General features: G+C 68.7%; 11 protein-coding genes and 4 pseudogenes. 9 read left to right on the forward strand and 6 right to left on the reverse strand.

Features of this window, described 5'->3' with window-relative positions:
* Window positions 1–34 precede the first annotated feature (34 nt).
* From UK82_RS06160 to UK82_RS06170, 3 genes are all read left to right on the forward strand, one after another.
* Window positions 35–940, forward strand: a complete 906-nt coding sequence (locus tag UK82_RS06160) for a Nif3-like dinuclear metal center hexameric protein (protein WP_173667243.1) — start codon at window positions 35–37, stop codon at window positions 938–940.
* A gap of 149 nt (window positions 941–1,089) precedes the next feature.
* Window positions 1,090–1,833 carry a zinc ribbon domain-containing protein gene (locus UK82_RS06165; RefSeq protein ID WP_044883622.1) on the forward strand — a complete coding sequence of 248 codons (744 nt, stop codon included), beginning with the start codon at window positions 1,090–1,092 and terminating at the stop codon, window positions 1,831–1,833.
* A gap of 37 nt (window positions 1,834–1,870) precedes the next feature.
* Complete coding sequence (locus UK82_RS06170; protein ID WP_055406583.1) at window positions 1,871–3,007, forward strand: bifunctional RNase H/acid phosphatase; 1,137 nt, start codon at window positions 1,871–1,873, stop codon at window positions 3,005–3,007.
* A gap of 105 nt (window positions 3,008–3,112) precedes the next feature.
* Here the strand turns inward: UK82_RS06170 and UK82_RS06175 are convergent, their stop codons facing one another.
* Window positions 3,113–3,499, reverse strand: coding sequence for a hypothetical protein (locus UK82_RS06175; RefSeq protein WP_055406584.1), 387 nt, complete (start codon window positions 3,497–3,499; stop codon window positions 3,113–3,115).
* Between the two features lie 532 nt (window positions 3,500–4,031).
* Window positions 4,032–4,991 carry a hypothetical protein gene (locus UK82_RS06185; RefSeq protein ID WP_055406585.1) on the reverse strand — a complete coding sequence of 320 codons (960 nt, stop codon included), beginning with the start codon at window positions 4,989–4,991 and terminating at the stop codon, window positions 4,032–4,034.
* A gap of 158 nt (window positions 4,992–5,149) precedes the next feature.
* Between UK82_RS06185 and UK82_RS06190 the strand changes: the two genes are divergently transcribed.
* The 6 genes and pseudogenes from UK82_RS06190 to UK82_RS36150 all read left to right on the forward strand — a co-directional run.
* On the forward strand, window positions 5,150–8,785 hold the full coding sequence (locus UK82_RS06190) for a DEAD/DEAH box helicase family protein (protein WP_161849094.1): 3,636 nt from the start codon (window positions 5,150–5,152) through the stop codon (window positions 8,783–8,785).
* Window positions 8,782–9,171, forward strand: a pseudogene (locus tag UK82_RS42380) (restriction endonuclease subunit S); the annotation flags it as partial. The gene UK82_RS06190 and the pseudogene UK82_RS42380, both read left to right, overlap by 4 nt.
* A gap of 195 nt (window positions 9,172–9,366) precedes the next feature.
* Window positions 9,367–10,251, forward strand: a complete 885-nt coding sequence (locus UK82_RS36140) for a restriction endonuclease subunit S (protein ID WP_236705583.1) — start codon at window positions 9,367–9,369, stop codon at window positions 10,249–10,251.
* Window positions 10,252–10,326: 75 nt separating this feature from the next.
* A pseudogene (locus tag UK82_RS42385) lies at window positions 10,327–10,384 on the forward strand (hypothetical protein); the annotation flags it as partial.
* 1 nt (window position 10,385) lies between these two features.
* Window positions 10,386–11,016 (forward strand): annotated as a pseudogene (locus tag UK82_RS36145) (class I SAM-dependent DNA methyltransferase); the annotation flags it as partial.
* 1 nt (window position 11,017) lies between these two features.
* Window positions 11,018–11,807, forward strand: a pseudogene (locus UK82_RS36150) (class I SAM-dependent DNA methyltransferase); the annotation flags it as partial.
* 63 nt (window positions 11,808–11,870) lie between these two features.
* On the opposite strand, the gene UK82_RS30670 reads toward UK82_RS36150, so the two are convergent.
* The 4 genes from UK82_RS30670 to UK82_RS06220 all read right to left on the reverse strand — a co-directional run bounded on the left by UK82_RS30670 (window position 11,871) and on the right by UK82_RS06220 (window position 15,341).
* Window positions 11,871–13,289, reverse strand: coding sequence for an AIPR family protein (locus tag UK82_RS30670; RefSeq protein ID WP_083507076.1), 1,419 nt, complete (start codon window positions 13,287–13,289; stop codon window positions 11,871–11,873).
* A 9-nt stretch (window positions 13,290–13,298) separates the two neighbouring features.
* Window positions 13,299–13,841: a hypothetical protein gene (locus UK82_RS31025; RefSeq protein WP_055406589.1), complete on the reverse strand. Its 543-nt coding sequence runs from the start codon at window positions 13,839–13,841 to the stop codon at window positions 13,299–13,301.
* 271 nt (window positions 13,842–14,112) lie between these two features.
* On the reverse strand, window positions 14,113–14,409 hold the full coding sequence (locus tag UK82_RS06215; protein WP_128423257.1) for a hypothetical protein: 297 nt from the start codon (window positions 14,407–14,409) through the stop codon (window positions 14,113–14,115).
* Window positions 14,410–14,873: 464 nt separating this feature from the next.
* Window positions 14,874–15,341 (reverse strand): protein kinase domain-containing protein, encoded by a 468-nt coding sequence (locus tag UK82_RS06220; protein WP_236705567.1) that lies wholly within the window; start codon window positions 15,339–15,341, stop codon window positions 14,874–14,876.
* Window positions 15,342–15,414: the final 73 nt, after the last annotated feature.

Consider the following 15,414-nt stretch of genomic DNA (forward strand, 5'->3'; position numbering starts at 1 on the left):
GGTGGACGCCCGCGACCGTGCGGGTAGGGTCACCGTGGTGAGCACTAGGGTGGCGACGGTCAGTGACTGCGTGGCCGTGCTGGAGCAGGCGTTCCCGCCGGCCTGGGCGCAGTCATGGGACGCGGTGGGCCTGGCGGTCGGTGACCCCGAGGCTCCCGTCTCCGCGGTGCTGTTCGCCGTCGATCCCACCGTCGAGGTGGCCGTCGAGGCGGCGGGCGGAGTCCAGTTGCTCGTCACCCACCATCCCCTGTTCCTGCGCGGGACCCACGGGGTGGCCGAGACCGGACCCGGCGGGCGGGTCGTCGCCACCCTCATCCGCGCCGGGGTCGCGCTGTACACGGCGCACACCAACGCCGACGTCGCCGACCCGGGGGTCAGCGACGCGCTGGCCGCGGCCCTCGGGCTGCGCCGGGTCGGCCCGCTGGACCCGGTGCACTCGGCTGACGTGCACTCGGCTGACGTGCACCCGGCTGACGCGCAGCCGGCCGGGGATGGCGCGGGGGCGGGGCCGACGGTGTGTCGGGGGCTGGGGCGCATCGGCGAGCTGCCCGAGCCCGAGCCGCTGGACCGCTTCTGCGCCCGCGTCGCCCGGGCGCTGCCCGCGACGGCCGGTGGGGTTCGGGCGACCGGGGCCGCGGATCGGCTCGTGCGCCGGGTCGCGGTCTGCGGCGGCTCCGGCGGGGAACTGGCCGGCGCGGCGCGGGCCGCGGGCGCGGACGTCCTGGTCACCGCGGACGGGCGGCATCACCACGTGCTCGACACGGTGGGGGAGCATCCGATCGCCGTCGTCGACGTCGCCCACTGGGCGAGCGAATGGCCGTGGCTCACGCAGGCCGCCGCGCGTCTGGAGGCCGGTCTGCGGACCCGGGGACGTACGGTGAGCACATCGGTGTCCGCTATCGTGACCGATCCCTGGCGGTTGCACGTTCCGTCCCGGTAGTCGGCGTCGCAGGCGGATGCCCGGCTCGCCGGGCCGGGTTCGTCACGGTCCCGCCGACCGCTCCGGCTCGCGGGCCGGGCGGCGCGGTACCGGCAAGGGCGTCGTCGATCGCGGCCGACGCCGATGAAGGACATACCGGTGAGGAGTCCATGAAGGCCGACCCAGCAATCCAGCTCCGCCTGCTCGACCTGCAGGCCCTCGACGCCGGCCTCGACCGGCTGGCCGCCCGCCGCCGCGGGCTGCCCGAACTCGCCGTCATCACCGAACGCACCGCGGCCCTGGGCACCCTCGACGACGAGGTCGTCGGGGTGCGCACCGAGCTGGGGGACGTCACCCGCGCCCAGCGCAAGCTGGAGACGGAGATCGAGCTCGTCCGGACCCGCTCCGCCCGCGATTCCCAGCGGCTGGAGTCCGGGGCGGTGACGAACTCCCGGGAGCTGGAGAACCTTCAGGCGGAGCTCGCCTCCCTGGCCCGCCGCCAGGGCGTTCTCGAGGATGACGCGCTGGAGAAGATGGAGGCCGTCGAGGGCCTGGAGGGACAGCTCGCGGCCCTCAGCCAGCGCCGCGCCGACCTGCAGGCGGAAATCGACGCCGCGACCATCGCCCGCGACAAGGCGTACGCCGAGATCGACACCGAGACCGCCCGGCTGCGGCAGGACCGGGAGGCCCTCGCGCCCCGGCTGCCCGAGGCGCTGGTGACGTTGTACGAGCGGATCCGGGCGTCCTCCGGCGGGGTCGGCGCGGCGCCGTTGCTGCGTCGGCGCTGCCAGGGCTGCCATCTTGAACTCTCCGGCGGCGACCTGCGGGCGGTCGCCGCGGCCCCCGTCGACGAGGTCGTGCGGTGCGAGGAATGTCGGCGCATCCTGGTCCGTACCCCCGAGTCGGGGCTGTAGCGGCAGGTCGGTTCGGGCAGGGCGAGGGGAGTGGCAGATGAGCACGGTGCGCAGGCTGGTCGTCGAGGCCGACGGCGGATCCCGGGGCAATCCGGGCCCGGCCGGCTACGGCGCCGTGGTCCGTGACGCCGCGGACGGGACGGTGCTCGCCGAGCGGGCCGCGTCGATCGGGCATGCCACGAACAACGTCGCCGAGTACTCGGGCCTCATCGCCGGGCTGCGGGCCGCCGCCGAGATCGCCCCGGACGCCGAGGTGGAAGCCCGGCTGGACTCCAAGCTCGTCGTCGAGCAGATGAGCGGCCGCTGGAAGATCAAGCACCCGGCGATGCGCCCCCTGGCCGACGAGGCGACCGCGCTCGCCCGCACCTTCCCCGCCGTGCGCTACCAGTGGGTGCCCCGCGCCCGCAACGCCGACGCCGATCGCCTCGCCAACGAGGCGATGGACGCCGCCGCGGCCGGGCGGAGCTGGGAGCCGTCGGTCCCACAGTCACCGGATCCGGCGCCGCACCGCGCCCCCACCACCCACCGGCTTTCCGGCTGGATGGCTCCGCCCGCCCCACCGACGACGACGGTGCTGCTGCGCCACGGCCAGACCCCGCTGTCGGTGGACAAGCGGTTCAGCGGGACGGTGGAGGCGTCGCTGACCGACCTGGGGATGAGCCAGGCCGCCGCGGTCGCCGACCGGCTGCGCGACGAACCGTTCGACCTGATCGTCAGCTCGCCGCTGAAGCGGGCCCGGCAGACCGCCGAGGCGCTGGGCCGCGACTATGTCGTCGACGACGACCTGCGGGAGACCAGCTTCGGCGCCTGGGAGGGGATGACCTTCGGCGAGGTGCGCGAGCGCTTCCCTGACGAGCTCAACGCCTGGCTCGCCGATCCGAACGTGCCGCCGCCCGGCGGGGAGAGCCTGATCTCGACGGTGACCCGGGTGGCCCGGGCCCGCGACCGGCTGCTCGCCGAGCAGCCCGGCAAGCGGATCCTCGTCGTCTCGCACGTCACGCCGATCAAGGGATTGACCCAGCTCGCACTGGCCGCCGAGCCGACCGTCCTGTACCGCCTGCACCTGGACCTGGTCTCGCTGACCACGATCGACTGGTACTCCGACGGCCCCGCCGTGCTGCGCGGCTTCAACGACACCCACCACTCCACGAACCTGACCACCTACGGCGAGTAGGAGCGGCAATCGACTCGACGGACCGCCGCCACTGAGGCGGTACTTGTTTCGAATTGTGTCCGCTACTGCCGTACTCCGTTCTCTCGTCGGCGCCGACCGGTGGACTCATTCCGCCTGTATTGCCGCCAAAGCTGCGTCGACCCGTTCCTCGGCCGGCGCTTCATAGCGGAAGTCCCGGCCGCGCAGGTAGTCCAGGAAGGCCGGCTCCGGTGGCAGATCGTGCTCCGTGAGATAGTAGGCGACGGATGCGTCCCACACCCACACCCCGTCCGTAAAAACGATGATCGGAACCTGTTGGCCGCGCGTCGGGTCGAGTTGGTCGACGCTGAGGCCGGCGGCGCGAAGGATGAGTTCACCCTGCTTGAGGTAGGCCAGTAGCTTCTCTCGCTCGGAACCGGGGGGCAGCGGCGGGCGGGCAGCGATGAAGGGCACGCCATCCGTCATGCCATCGAATACATTCGCCGCCTTGAAGCCACCCAGGATCTGAGGCATCTTTTCCGTGATGTCGAGGTTGGCGGTCCGAATAATTATGGCCGTCTGTCGCAGATAAGCCAGGACTTTGCACGGCTGGGCGGCCAGCCGTGCGATAAGACGCCGGATGAGCCTGTCCGGTTCGGTGGTTGACTCGATGAGCAGGCCGGCCGGACGGCGACTGAATCATGCCGCCTGTATCGCCGCCAGCGCCGCGTCGACCCGCTCGTCCGTCGGCGCTTCGTAGCGGAAATCCCGGCTGCGCAGGTAGTCCAGGAACGCTGACTCCGGCGGCAGGTCATGCTCCTTCAGGTAGTAGGCGATGGATGCGTCCCACACCCACGTGCCGTCCGTGAGAAGGAACATCGGAACGCGCTGTCCGCGTTCGGGATCAAGCAGGTCGACATCGAAGCCGACGGTTCNTACAATAGGCATTCCTTTCTCTAGATACGCCAGAACTTTCTCCCGCTCGGAACCGGGCGGCAGAGGCGGACGGTCGGCGACAAATGGTATTCCTTCGGTCGCCCCGTCGAACACCTTTGCCATTTTGATATCACCCCGAATTAGGGGCATGGTCACCGCCTTTGGTTCTCGGGTCGAATTCGATCCAGACGCCATCGTGAGGGACGGTATCCACCATCATCCCAAACTCGTTGCGGCGCCGCGAGGTGGTCCACACCCTGCCGTGCTCGTCGGAGCTGACGAGCTCCGTAGGTGCGGCGACCGTAACGCCGAGCTGGTCGGCGAGTTCCTGGGCGATAGGGTCGTCCCCTTTGCCGGTCTCGCAGGACATGAGGCGGATGGGTCGGCCGTTCCACTTCTCGTCCTTGCGGATGAGAGCGGCAAGCTGGCGGGCATCGAGATCATGGCTTCCTACTCGGAATGCGGTCGGGTTGCCGTGCAGGTCGGCCGTGTAGCGGCCTGGGGCGGGTTCGGCGGAGGTAGCAAATTTCCACATCCTCTCATCGGATTTCTCGTAGAAGGCGCGGCCGTCGATGGTCGGCCGGCTGTCCCGCCAGATCCTGGACAGCCGCCAACCGAGCCGCTCCGGTTCCGCCGACCCGTCCTTGGCTCGGGCCTCGGCAGCTTGAGTCTCCCCCTCGGCCCGGCCTGCGGCACGGTCCAGCAGGTCGAGTTTGCGTTCGAGGGCGGAGGGGCCCGGCGACGTGCCTGCGGGCGGTCGACGGTCCGTCACCCGCGATGGCTGGTTGTCCTGGGACGTCTCTGTTCCGCCCGCTCGGCTGTCAGGCGGCCGCGTCTCAGCTTGCTCGCCGGAGGGCCGTGCCGGGCCGTTGTCCCCCGCGGATTGCCGGGTGCGCGGCTGCTCTGCGCCGGATTTCTCGGGGGAATCGACCTGGTCGCTCTCGGTGTCGCGGCCGGGGTCGGCGGCGGAGGCCGCTCGTCGATCCAGCAACTGCGCCTTTGCCTCGGCGCGGCTCGGGCCGGCGGCCCTCTCCGGTCCGACCGGATCCGAGGACGACTCGACGTCTGGGCGCCAACGGTCAATGGACATCGCGACCTACCGTAACAGGATCACCATATATCGGTGAGCAAACGGTGCGTGACGAAACTTGTCCGTTGATGCGACGGATGTACGTTATGGTAGGCGGCTGGCCCCGTTCCGGGACCGGTTTCGCGGCTCGGACACGTGGGGGCGTGGTGGACGGCGCGTTGCACGCACAGATCGTGGGGCTGGCTCGGGCGTCCCAGAACTTCGGGTTCCTGCTCGAGCACGAGCCGCTGCTCGTCCTGTTCGGGGTGAGTGCGGAGTCCTACATCTACCCCGATCCGAACACGTCCCTGATGAAGGCACGTCAGTTCGCCGAGACACTGGCGGCGCGGATGGTCGCCGGGACCGCGACTCCGGTCCGGGGGGATCGCCAGGTGGACCGGCTCGCCGCGCTGGCCAGGGCGGGCCTGCTGGAACCGCGCATCAAACGGGCGTTCGACGCGGTCCGTCGCGCCGGCAACGAAGCAGTGCACGGCTACTTTGGCGAGGTGCGAGTAGCGCTCGCCATGGTGGGCCACTGCTTCGAGCTCGGCGTGTGGTTCCACCGCTTTCTTACCGCCGACCGCAGCGTCATCGCCTTCGTCCCGCCCGCCCCGCCGGAGTCGGCCACTGCGGCGTCGTCCGCTGTTGATGCGGACGAGTTGCGCCAGTTGCGTGAGGAGCTGGCGGCCTATCGGGACCGGCTCGCCCAGACGAAGGTCCGCCTCGACGGACGCCTGGATGAACTGGCGGCCGAGCAGGCGGCGCGAACCGAGGCCGAGCAGGCCGCCGAGCGCGCCCGGTCGGAGGCACAGGCGCTGCACGCGACCGTCGCCGAGCTTCACCGGCGCATCTCAGCGCTGATGACGGACTCCTCTCGGCAGACGTCCCTGACGCCGGCCAGCACAGGGATCGAACCGTCCGACGCCGACGCTATGACGGTCCGCGAGGTGCTGTCCGTGGAGGCGGGCATCGGGCTGCCCGGGATGGACGTGCGGTCGACGAGCGCGGGCCAGCGGGAGGCGCTCATCGAGCGGGCCCGGGTGGCCGCCCGTGAGCCGCGCACGGAGGTCCAGGTCCGGGCAGAGGTGGATCGCATGCTGCGGGCGGCCGGCTGGGTCGTCCAGGACGTCTCGGCGCTGAACCTGTTCGCCGCCGAGGGGGTGGCGGTGCGGGAGGGACGCACCGCCTCGGGCCCGGCGGATTACCTGCTGTACGTCGGTAAGGCGCTCGTTGGTGTGATCGAGGCTAAGCGGGAGGGCACGACGCTGACGCAGGTCGAGGGCCAGTCGGCCCGCTACGCCGGCACACTGACGAAGCAGCAGCAGATGGCCGCCTGGCGATCCCCGCTGCCCTTCCGCTACGAGTCGACGGCGGTCGAGACCCAGTTCACCAACGTTCTCGACCCCAACCCAAGGTCCCGGCGGGTGTTCTCCTTCCACCAGCCGGCGACGCTGGCCCGCTGGATGCGGGAGGCCGACGAGGATCTCGACCATCCGACCCTGCGGGCGCGGCTTGCCGCGTTGCCGACTGGATTCCCGCTGGAGACCGGCTCCCTGCGCTCAGCGCAGGTGGACGCAGTGACCGGGCTGGAGCGTTCGCTCGCCGCCGGCCGGCCGCGGGGGCTCATCCAGATGGCGACCGGCGCCGGCAAGACCTACGCGGCGGTGACCGCGAGCGCCCGGCTGCTGCGCCATGCGCGGGCGCGGCGCGTGCTGTTCCTAGTGGACCGCAACAACCTGGGCCGGCAGGCCCGCACCGAATTCGGCGGTTACACGATTCCGGACGACGGCCGCCGGTTCACCGACCTTTACAACGCCGAGATCCTCGCCGGCTCCGGGCTGGCCGACTCCACCCAGGTCGTCATCTCGACGGTGCAGCGGCTGTACGCGGTGCTGTCGGGCCGCAGCGTGCCGGACGCCGAGACCGACGACCCGGAGCTCGACGGCGGCCCGGGGGCAGCGGAGGACGAGGAGGCGGAGCCGGCCGCCGTCACCTACAGCGTCGCCCTGCCGCCGGAAACGTTCGATCTGATCATCATCGACGAGTGTCACCGATCGATCTACGGGAAGTGGCGGGCGGTGCTGGAGTACTTCGACGCCTTCCAGGCCGGGCTCACCGCGACACCGACGAAGCAGACCCTGGGCTACTTCCAGCGGAACGTGGTCAGCGAATACAGCAACCAGCAGGCCGTCGCGGACGGGGTGAACGTCGACTTCGACGTGTACCGCATCCGCACGAAGCACGGCGAGCAGGGCGACACCATTGAGGCCGGCATCACCGTGCCGCGCCGCGACCGGCGGACCCGCGAGCAGCGGTACGAGGAGCTGGACGACGACTTCAGCTACAGCCCCAGCCAGCTCGGCCGGACCGTCATCAGCGAGGGCAACCTCGACCTGGTGCTGGCGACGTTCCGGGACCGGCTGTTCACCGAGATCTTCCCGGGGCGCACCGAGGTCCCGAAGACGCTCGTGTTCGCCCGCGACGACAACCACGCCGACGAGATCGTCCGCCGGATCCGCGAGGTCTTCGACCGCGGCAACGACTTCGCCGCGAAGATCACCTATTCGGTGCGCAACACCGACGAGCTGCTCGCGTCATTCCGGAACTCGGCGGAGCTGCGCGTCGCCGTCACCGTCGACATGATCTCCACCGGGACGGACGTGCGCCCGCTGGAATGCCTGCTGTTCCTGCGCAACCCGAAAAGCCCGGTCGCCTTCGAACAGATGAAGGGCCGCGGTGCGCGCACCATCGACCCGGCCGAGTTCCAGAGCGTCACCCCGGATGCGCTGACGAAGGACCGGTTCGTGCTCGTCGACGCGGTCGGCGTCGTCGACACGAAGCGGGTCGACGCGGCCCCGCTGGCCCGGCACACCGAACGGCAGATCAGCCTGGAGGCGCTGCTGCGCAAGGCCGGCAGCCTGGAGATCACCGCCGACGAGACAGCGACGCTCGCCTCCCGCCTCGCCCGCCTCGATACCCGGCTCAGCGCCGAAGAACGCAGCGAGTTGGAGAACCTCGCGAAGATGCCGCTGAAGTCCGTGGTCGGCAGCCTGGTGCAGGCCGCCGACCCTGACAGGCTCGCCGATGCAGAGAAGGGCGGCCCCGCGGAGATGCGCAAACTGATCGTGGCGGCGGTCCGTCCGCTGGCGGCCAACCCGGCCCTGCGCGCCCGGCTCCTCGCGATCCGCCGCGCCCACGAGATCACCATCGACGAGGTGAATCAGGATGTCCTGCTCTCCGCCGGCGGGGTGGACCGGGCCGAGATCGCCCGCGACCAGGTGACCTCCTGGCGGGCGTTTCTGGAGACGAACCACGACGAGATCGCCCTGATCGAGGCAGCCTACGAGCACGGCGGCGGCCCACGGCCGGTCTACGCGCAGCTCAGCGAGCTGGCCGCGCGGATCGCCCGGCCACCGCACCTGTGGTCCGCGGTCACCCTGTGGCATTCCTACCAGGTCCTCGGGCTCGCACCGGAGGACCCGGGGGTAAGTTACGGACCGTTGGACCTGATCGGACTGATCCGCTACGAGCTGGGCCTCGACGCCCAGCCGCGACCCCACCGGACGGTCGTCGATGAGCGGTTCACCGCCTGGCTGGCCGCGCAGCAGCAGGCCGGCGTCACGTTCACCCCCGATCAGACGTGGTGGCTGGAAAGGATCAAGAACATCGTGGTGAGTTCGGCGACCTTCAACGACAGCGACCTCGACGAGTCGCCCTTCACCCAGAACGGCGGCACCGACGGCTTCCTTGCCACCTTCGGCGACGCCCGCGCCGAAACCGTCCTCGCCTCCCTCCGCACCGCCCTCACCGCATGACCGGCCTCCCCCCCGGCTGGGAATGGGCAACGCTCGGCGAGATCGCCGACACGTCACTTGGAAAAATGCTAGATCGCGGAAAGAATCGCGGGCGAGGCCGTGTTCCGTATCTGCGGAATGTTAATGTTCGGTGGGGTTCTTTCTCTCTGGATGACGTCCTTGAGATGGAGTTGGACCCGTCCGAGCATGACCTTTACGCACTGCAGCGGGGTGACCTGCTCGTTTGTGAAGGTGGAGAGGTGGGTCGCTGTGCTGTGTGGCCTGGCGGTGGTACTTACATGGCCTTCCAAAAGGCGCTTCATCGCGTTCGCCCTCTCGGTAGAGTAGAACCGCATTTTGTGTCATACTACCTTCAGTTCCTGGCGCATTCTGGTCAGCTCGTCGAANTGACCACCGGCAGTACGATCAAACATCTTCCGCAAGAACGACTCAGGGCGATGAGGATTCCGGTGCCGTCCCTGTCTGAGCAGCGTCGCATCGTCGCTGCTCTCGATTACCTGCTCCTTAGTCTACACGTTGGAGTAGATTTCCTAGGGCGCGCGAGGAAATTGACCCCGCTCCTGCAGGAGAGTGTTAGTCGGATGGCGCATGCGGACGTGAAAAGGACCGTTCGCCTGGGCGATATTCTCGCGGAGCCACCGGCAAATGGGCGTTCGGTCCCGACCGCGCATGTGGGCGTTCCAGTGCTAAGGCTGAATGCGCTTCGCGGTAGAGGGGTGGATATCTCCCAGCGGAAGATTGGCGCGTGGAGCGAGACGGAAGCTGCTCCATTTCGAATTAGGAAAGGAGACTTTCTGTTGTCCCGGGGAAACGGGACCCTGTCACTCGTCGGGCGTGGTGGTCTTGTGGCTGACGAGCCTGACTTTGTTGCCTACCCTGACACGATGATTCGCCTCAGGCTTGATGTAAATAAGATCGACTCTCGCTATTTCTCTCTGGTATGGTCATCGCGCCTCGTTCGAAATCAGATAGAGTCGGCTGCTCGGACGACTGCCGGCATATATAAGGTGAATCAAAAAATTCTCGGGAACGTTGAAATTCCTTTCCCCAGTCTTAATCGTCAAATCGAAATCGCTGACGAGCTGGCTGATGTGGAGGGCTGCACAGCTCGGTTGATGGAGCAGATGACCCTTCTGGATTCCCGCGCTGGACAACTGCGGAAGACGCTGCTCGCGGAGGCGTTTGCGGGGCGATTGGTGGCGCAGGATCCGGCGGATGAGTCAGCGTCGGTGCTGTTGGAGCGGATCCGGGCAGAGCGAGCCGGCGCGGCGAAAGTGCCGCGGCGACGAGCGCCGAGACTGCCTACGAAGGATCGGAAGCCGGCCGCGGCTACCGGGGCCGCGTCCCGGCCGGCGGGGGAGTGGGCCTCCGCTGAAGCCGCCATGTCCGTCCCGATGCTGCCGCTCGATGACCTCGGCAGCGGTAAGGACGTTGTCATCAACAAAGACAAGGACGTGCTGGGGTGAGCGCGCAGGCGCGGCGGCTGGTCGCGAAGCTGTGGAACTACTGCGATGTGCTGCGAGACGATGGCGTCTCCACCNTCGACTATGTGGAGCAGCTTACCTATCTGTTGTTCTTGAAGATGGCGCATGAGCGGGCNAATCGCCGGTTGAATCCGGACGTCGCACTGAAGTCGGTCGCGGAGCGGTGGCAGAGGCTGCTCGACTACGACGGCGACGATCTGGAGGTCGAGTACCGGCATACACTGGAGGAGCTTGCCAAGGAATCGGGCATGCTCGGGGTGATCTTCCGGAAGGCGCAGAACCGCATTCAGGATCCGGCCAAGCTGAAGCGGCTCATCGTGGATCTGATCGAAAAGGAGCAGTGGTCTTCGACCGGTGTCGACGTCAAGGGTGATGCCTACGAGGAGCTGCTGGCTAAAAGCGCCGAGGACATCAAGTCCGGCGCGGGGCAGTACTTCACCCCGCGGGCGCTGACCGCGGCCATGGTCGACTGCCTCCAGCCACTGCCCGGCGACACCGTCTACGACCCGGCGTGTGGCACCGGCGGCTTCCTCCTGGCCGCCGCCGACTACATCCAGCGCCATCACGGCGCCGAGATGACACCGGAGCAGCGCAGCGCCTTCAGCCGGGGGGCGATCAAGGGCACGGAGCTGGTCGACGGTACCGCCCGGCTCGCCGCGATGAACATGATCCTGCATGGCATCGGCCAGCCCAACGGCAACACGCTCATCGACGTCGGGGACGCGCTTGCCGGGCGGTACGGGGGCANCCCGACGGTCATCCTCGCCAACCCGCCGTTCGGGAAAAAGTCGTCGATCACGGTGATCGGGGAAGATGGCCGCGCCGGCCGGGACGACATTGCCTACAGTCGAACGGATTTCTGGACGACGACGACGAACAAGCAGCTCAACTTCGTGCAGCACATCGCGACGTCGCTGGACGTGAACGGTCGGGCGGCCGTCGTCGTCCCCGACAATGTCCTGTTCGAAGGCGGCGCGGGGGAGACTGTCCGCCGCCGGCTGCTGCTTGACTACGACGTCCACACCCTGTTGCGCCTGCCCACTGGCATCTTCTACGCCGGCGGGGTCAAAGCGAACGTGCTGTTCTTCGACAAGCGCCGAGCCCGGCCGGGCACGCCGTGGACGACGACGATGTGGGTCTACGACCTGCGGGTCGGCCAGCATTTCACACTCAAGCAGAACCCGCTGCGCCGAGAGCACCTTGACGACTTCGTCGCCTGCTACCGGCCTGGGGAACCGCGGAAGACCCGGGTCGAGTCCGAGCGGTTCCGTCCGTTCACCTACGACGAGCTGGTCGCCCGGGACAAGGCGAACCTCGACATCACCTGGCTACGCGACCCGAGCCTCGACGACGCTGACAGCCTGCTGCCTCCCGACGTCATCGCCCGGGAGATCGTCGAGGATCTCGAAGCCGCGCTGGCCGAGTTCGCCGCCATCGCCGAGTCCCTCGCCGCCGGTCCGCGCAGCGACGGTTCCGCGGAACCCGACGGCTCCGCGTCGGCCGACGACGCACCCGCGGTCGGGGAACTTCCCCTCTGACGAGTCCGGCGCACCCGCGCAGCGACGTCATGCGTTCGCGGGTGCGCTCGGCGCGGCGATGCGTCAGTCGGGTTCGTTCGCGCGCAGCACCGCCTCGGCCAGCTCGGCGAGCGAGCCCTCACCCGGCAGCGACCACCGCGCCGGCCCCTGCACGGAGACGGGGGAGCGCTTCCATCCCGCCTGCCGCCACATTTCCATGACCAGGCCGGACGGCGCGTATTGGTGGCCGTCCGCCGCCCAGACCAACGGCCTCGAGCGACTGGGTGTCCACGTCGCCTCGGCCCGCCGCGGATTGGCCGCCAACCAGCTTCCGATCGCGCGCTCCTCGGCCTTGCTCGCGGTGGAGAACACCAGCCGTGCGCCGTTTCCGATCCTGTTCGCGTCGACCAGGACCCCCACCGAGTTCGGCCGGCGGCTACGCCGTTCCGCCTTCGGCGGGCTGTAGGCGTCGGGCAGAGTCGGCTCCGGCTGGGGGCTTGCGATGTTGCGAAGCACCAGCTCGACCAGGGTCTTGCACCGCTCGGTGCTAGTCAGCGTGCTGCCGATGAAGGCGGTCTGGCTGAAGTGGACGTCGATGTGCAGGACGAGCCAACCGATCGTCTGCCGGACCAGCTCCGGCACGTCGGCGAGCCGGGCGGACCAGTCGACGTCAGGATCATCGACCCCGTCCAGGGTGATCTTGGCGAAGACGATGTGCGCGATCAGCAGGTCACCGTGCTCCGCGACCGCCTGCGCACGGCCGCGGCGGTCGTCGCGGCTGTCGAGGAGGCTTTGCTGCACCGCGCGCAGGGTCTGGACGCATCGCCAGATCCGCAGTGCCGACGGGCGGCGGCCGCCGAACAGCAGGGTGTAGGCGCCCTTCGGGTCGCGCTCCCACAGCAGGGCGGTGTCCTTCTTCGCCCGCACCGCCAGTTCGACATCGGGATATGCGCAGGCGAGGGCGATGGAGGCGTGCACGACGGAACAGCCGCCCTCGGGCGGCGGGTCGATCTCCCCTCGCTTGATGACATAGGTCTTGTCGAGGGTGAGGGCGAAGTCGTCCCGGATGTCGGTCTGCACCGGATCCAGGGCGACGAAGTCGCGCAGTTCGACGTCGTTCTGCGTGTTCGTCGTCTGGGTGATGGTGGTGGCGAGGTCGGCGGCATCCTCCCGCACGACGATGACGCGGACGCCGACGCGCGCTCCGGCGGCCGCCGGGTTCTTCTTCACCGCCTCGCTGATGGCGACGACGGTCTGCGCTCCGTTGACCACGCTCGCCCCGTCGATCGTCAGCCTGGCCGCGCCGTTCGGCGCACTCAGACTGAAGGGGTTGAGGGTGAGGCCGTCGCAGAGCACGGTGACGCCGTTGTTGTAGTACCAGAAGTTCTCGGGGGTCTTGAGCAGCGTCTCGATGATTCCACTGTTGATCTTTGTGATGCCGAGGCTGGTACGGATGTTCTTGCTGAACAGCAGGCTGCCGTGCTCGGCGTGCCAGTGGGCGATCTCCCCGGCCTACTCGTTGAAGCTCTTCACGGCGTCGTCGAACTTCCGCCGCACTTCCTGGGAGGGCTGTTGACTGCCCATCAGGACCACGCTCAAGGTGATGCGCCGGTTGGCGTCGCCGAGCACGGCACGTATGCGCTCGGCCAGCGCCGGGAGCCGCTCGTTGAAGCGGTCGAACTCGTGCTGGTCGATCAGGCGGAGCCCTTCGAGGGTCTTGAGGGCCTCGCCGGAGTTCAGGCCGGCCTCGCCGCGGTCGCTCCACTTCGACTGGATCAACCAGAGCCTCGGCTCACCCGCGGCCACGGCGATGGCGTCGATACCGAAATCATCCCGCCCGTCGATGACCAGCTCGGCGGCGTCGGCCGTGTCGCACGCGGCCCGGTCCCGGGCGACCAGCGCGGCGAGCGCCCGGGACAGGAATTTCCGGCGGCGCTCGCCTGGGTCCGGGTGGGTGACGTCGGCTGTGTCGATGAGCCCCTCGAACTCGCGGGTCAGCGCGGACTGGACCGCGATGACGGCCCCGGGAATCGCCTTACCAGGCTTTCCGCTCATCCGACCGAACGCCCCCTTCGCCGCATCGTGCATGCAAGCTTACGGGGCGTCCCCTTTGCGGTACGCAGTAGTCCCGCTGCGGCGGACCGACCGCCGAGGCTGCCGCCTTGGCCGTCTACTCGACGGCGTGCGAGGGGCTTCGGGCCATATTCAGTCGTCGTCGGGGTGGTAGACCACTTGATATCCACCGACCCTGACCCGTGGATCTCGGCCCGGGCGGCTGGCTGGCCGGGGAGGGCGGAGCCCCGGCCGGTCGACGATCCCCGGCCGGCTAGGCGTCGGTGAGTTCGCGGGCCTGCGTTCCAACCTCGCGGAACATCTGGTCCCAGTCCGGGGTCGAGCCACCGGTCGCGTGGACGGCCGCGCGTGTCGCCGCGAGCGTCTTGCGTAGGGCTTCTTCGAGAGTCGCGACATCCACGATCATCGTGACGTCGAGACGGCCCGTCTTCAGGTTGGTGCTGAGATCGGGGTCGATCACGTCATGAAGTTCGTACAGCGCGTCGGCCAGCCGGTCAGAAACCTCGTCAAGGTCGTCCAGCGGGCCGACTACCTGCAGCTCGATCAGCATCTGGTACTTCATCACGGGGCCTCCTCCCAGCATGTTCGGCTCTTCAGGTGTCCGCGGAGGTTCTTCTCGTAGCGCGGGTCGGATGGAGTGAGATGCACGGTGTGCTTGTGCTCTCCACACGGGCAGTAGATCTTGAAGTACTTTTTGCCCTTCTCGACTCTCCAGCTCTGACTCTCCGCCTGTCGGAGGAACGCCTCCAGCTCCTTGATCGGGTGCCTCGATCGTGGCATCCCGCCACCTCCGCATGAACTTACCTAGGTTCCCGGGCCGGCCGCAGCGCTACATGGGCAACTACACGACTGTAGTTCACTGTGTGTAGCTCTTTTGTGGCCTTGCGTGCGGAGATGGCAGTCTTGGCTCGCCATCGCGGCCGTCGACATTGCTGTTCGAAGGCGGGGCGGGAAGGATGCTCCGGCTCCCACCGACTTTGCCGCCGTCGCCGGTGCCAGTGACCTCCGACAGGGTCAGGGGCCAGGAGATGTCGGCGGCCGGTCCGGGCGAACCGGTCGTGGTGAGCAGTTCGGGCGCCATGTAGCCGACGCTGCCGAGGACCACGCCGGTGACCGTGACGGTCCCGGCACCCCGGTGGCGATCCCGAAGTCGATCACTTTGGCGCCGTCGTCGGCCAGCATCACGTTGCCGGGCTTGAGGTCGCGATGCACCACGCCGGCGCCGTGGATGGCGACCAGGGCCGTCGCCAGCTCCACCGCGAGCGTCTGCAGCGCCGCGGTCGACAGCGGGCCGCTGCGTGCCACCTCGGCCGTCAGGGTCGGGCCCTCGATGTACTCGGTCGCAAGCCACGGAGTCTCCGCCTCCGGGTCGGCGTCCTCGCCGAGGTAGACCATTCCCAGGCCGCCGCTGCCCAGGCGCGCGGGCAGCCGGTACGGCCCCACCGCCCGGGGATCGATGGCGCGCAACGGCCTCACCGGCATCGGACCCCTCCGCTCGTGGCCCACCGCCATCGATGAGCTGTCGGATCGCGACCTGCCCGTGTAGGGCATCGCC

It is taken from the genome of Frankia sp. ACN1ag, from assembly GCF_001414035.1.
Taxonomy (GTDB): domain Bacteria; phylum Actinomycetota; class Actinomycetes; order Frankiales; family Frankiaceae; genus Frankia; species Frankia torreyi.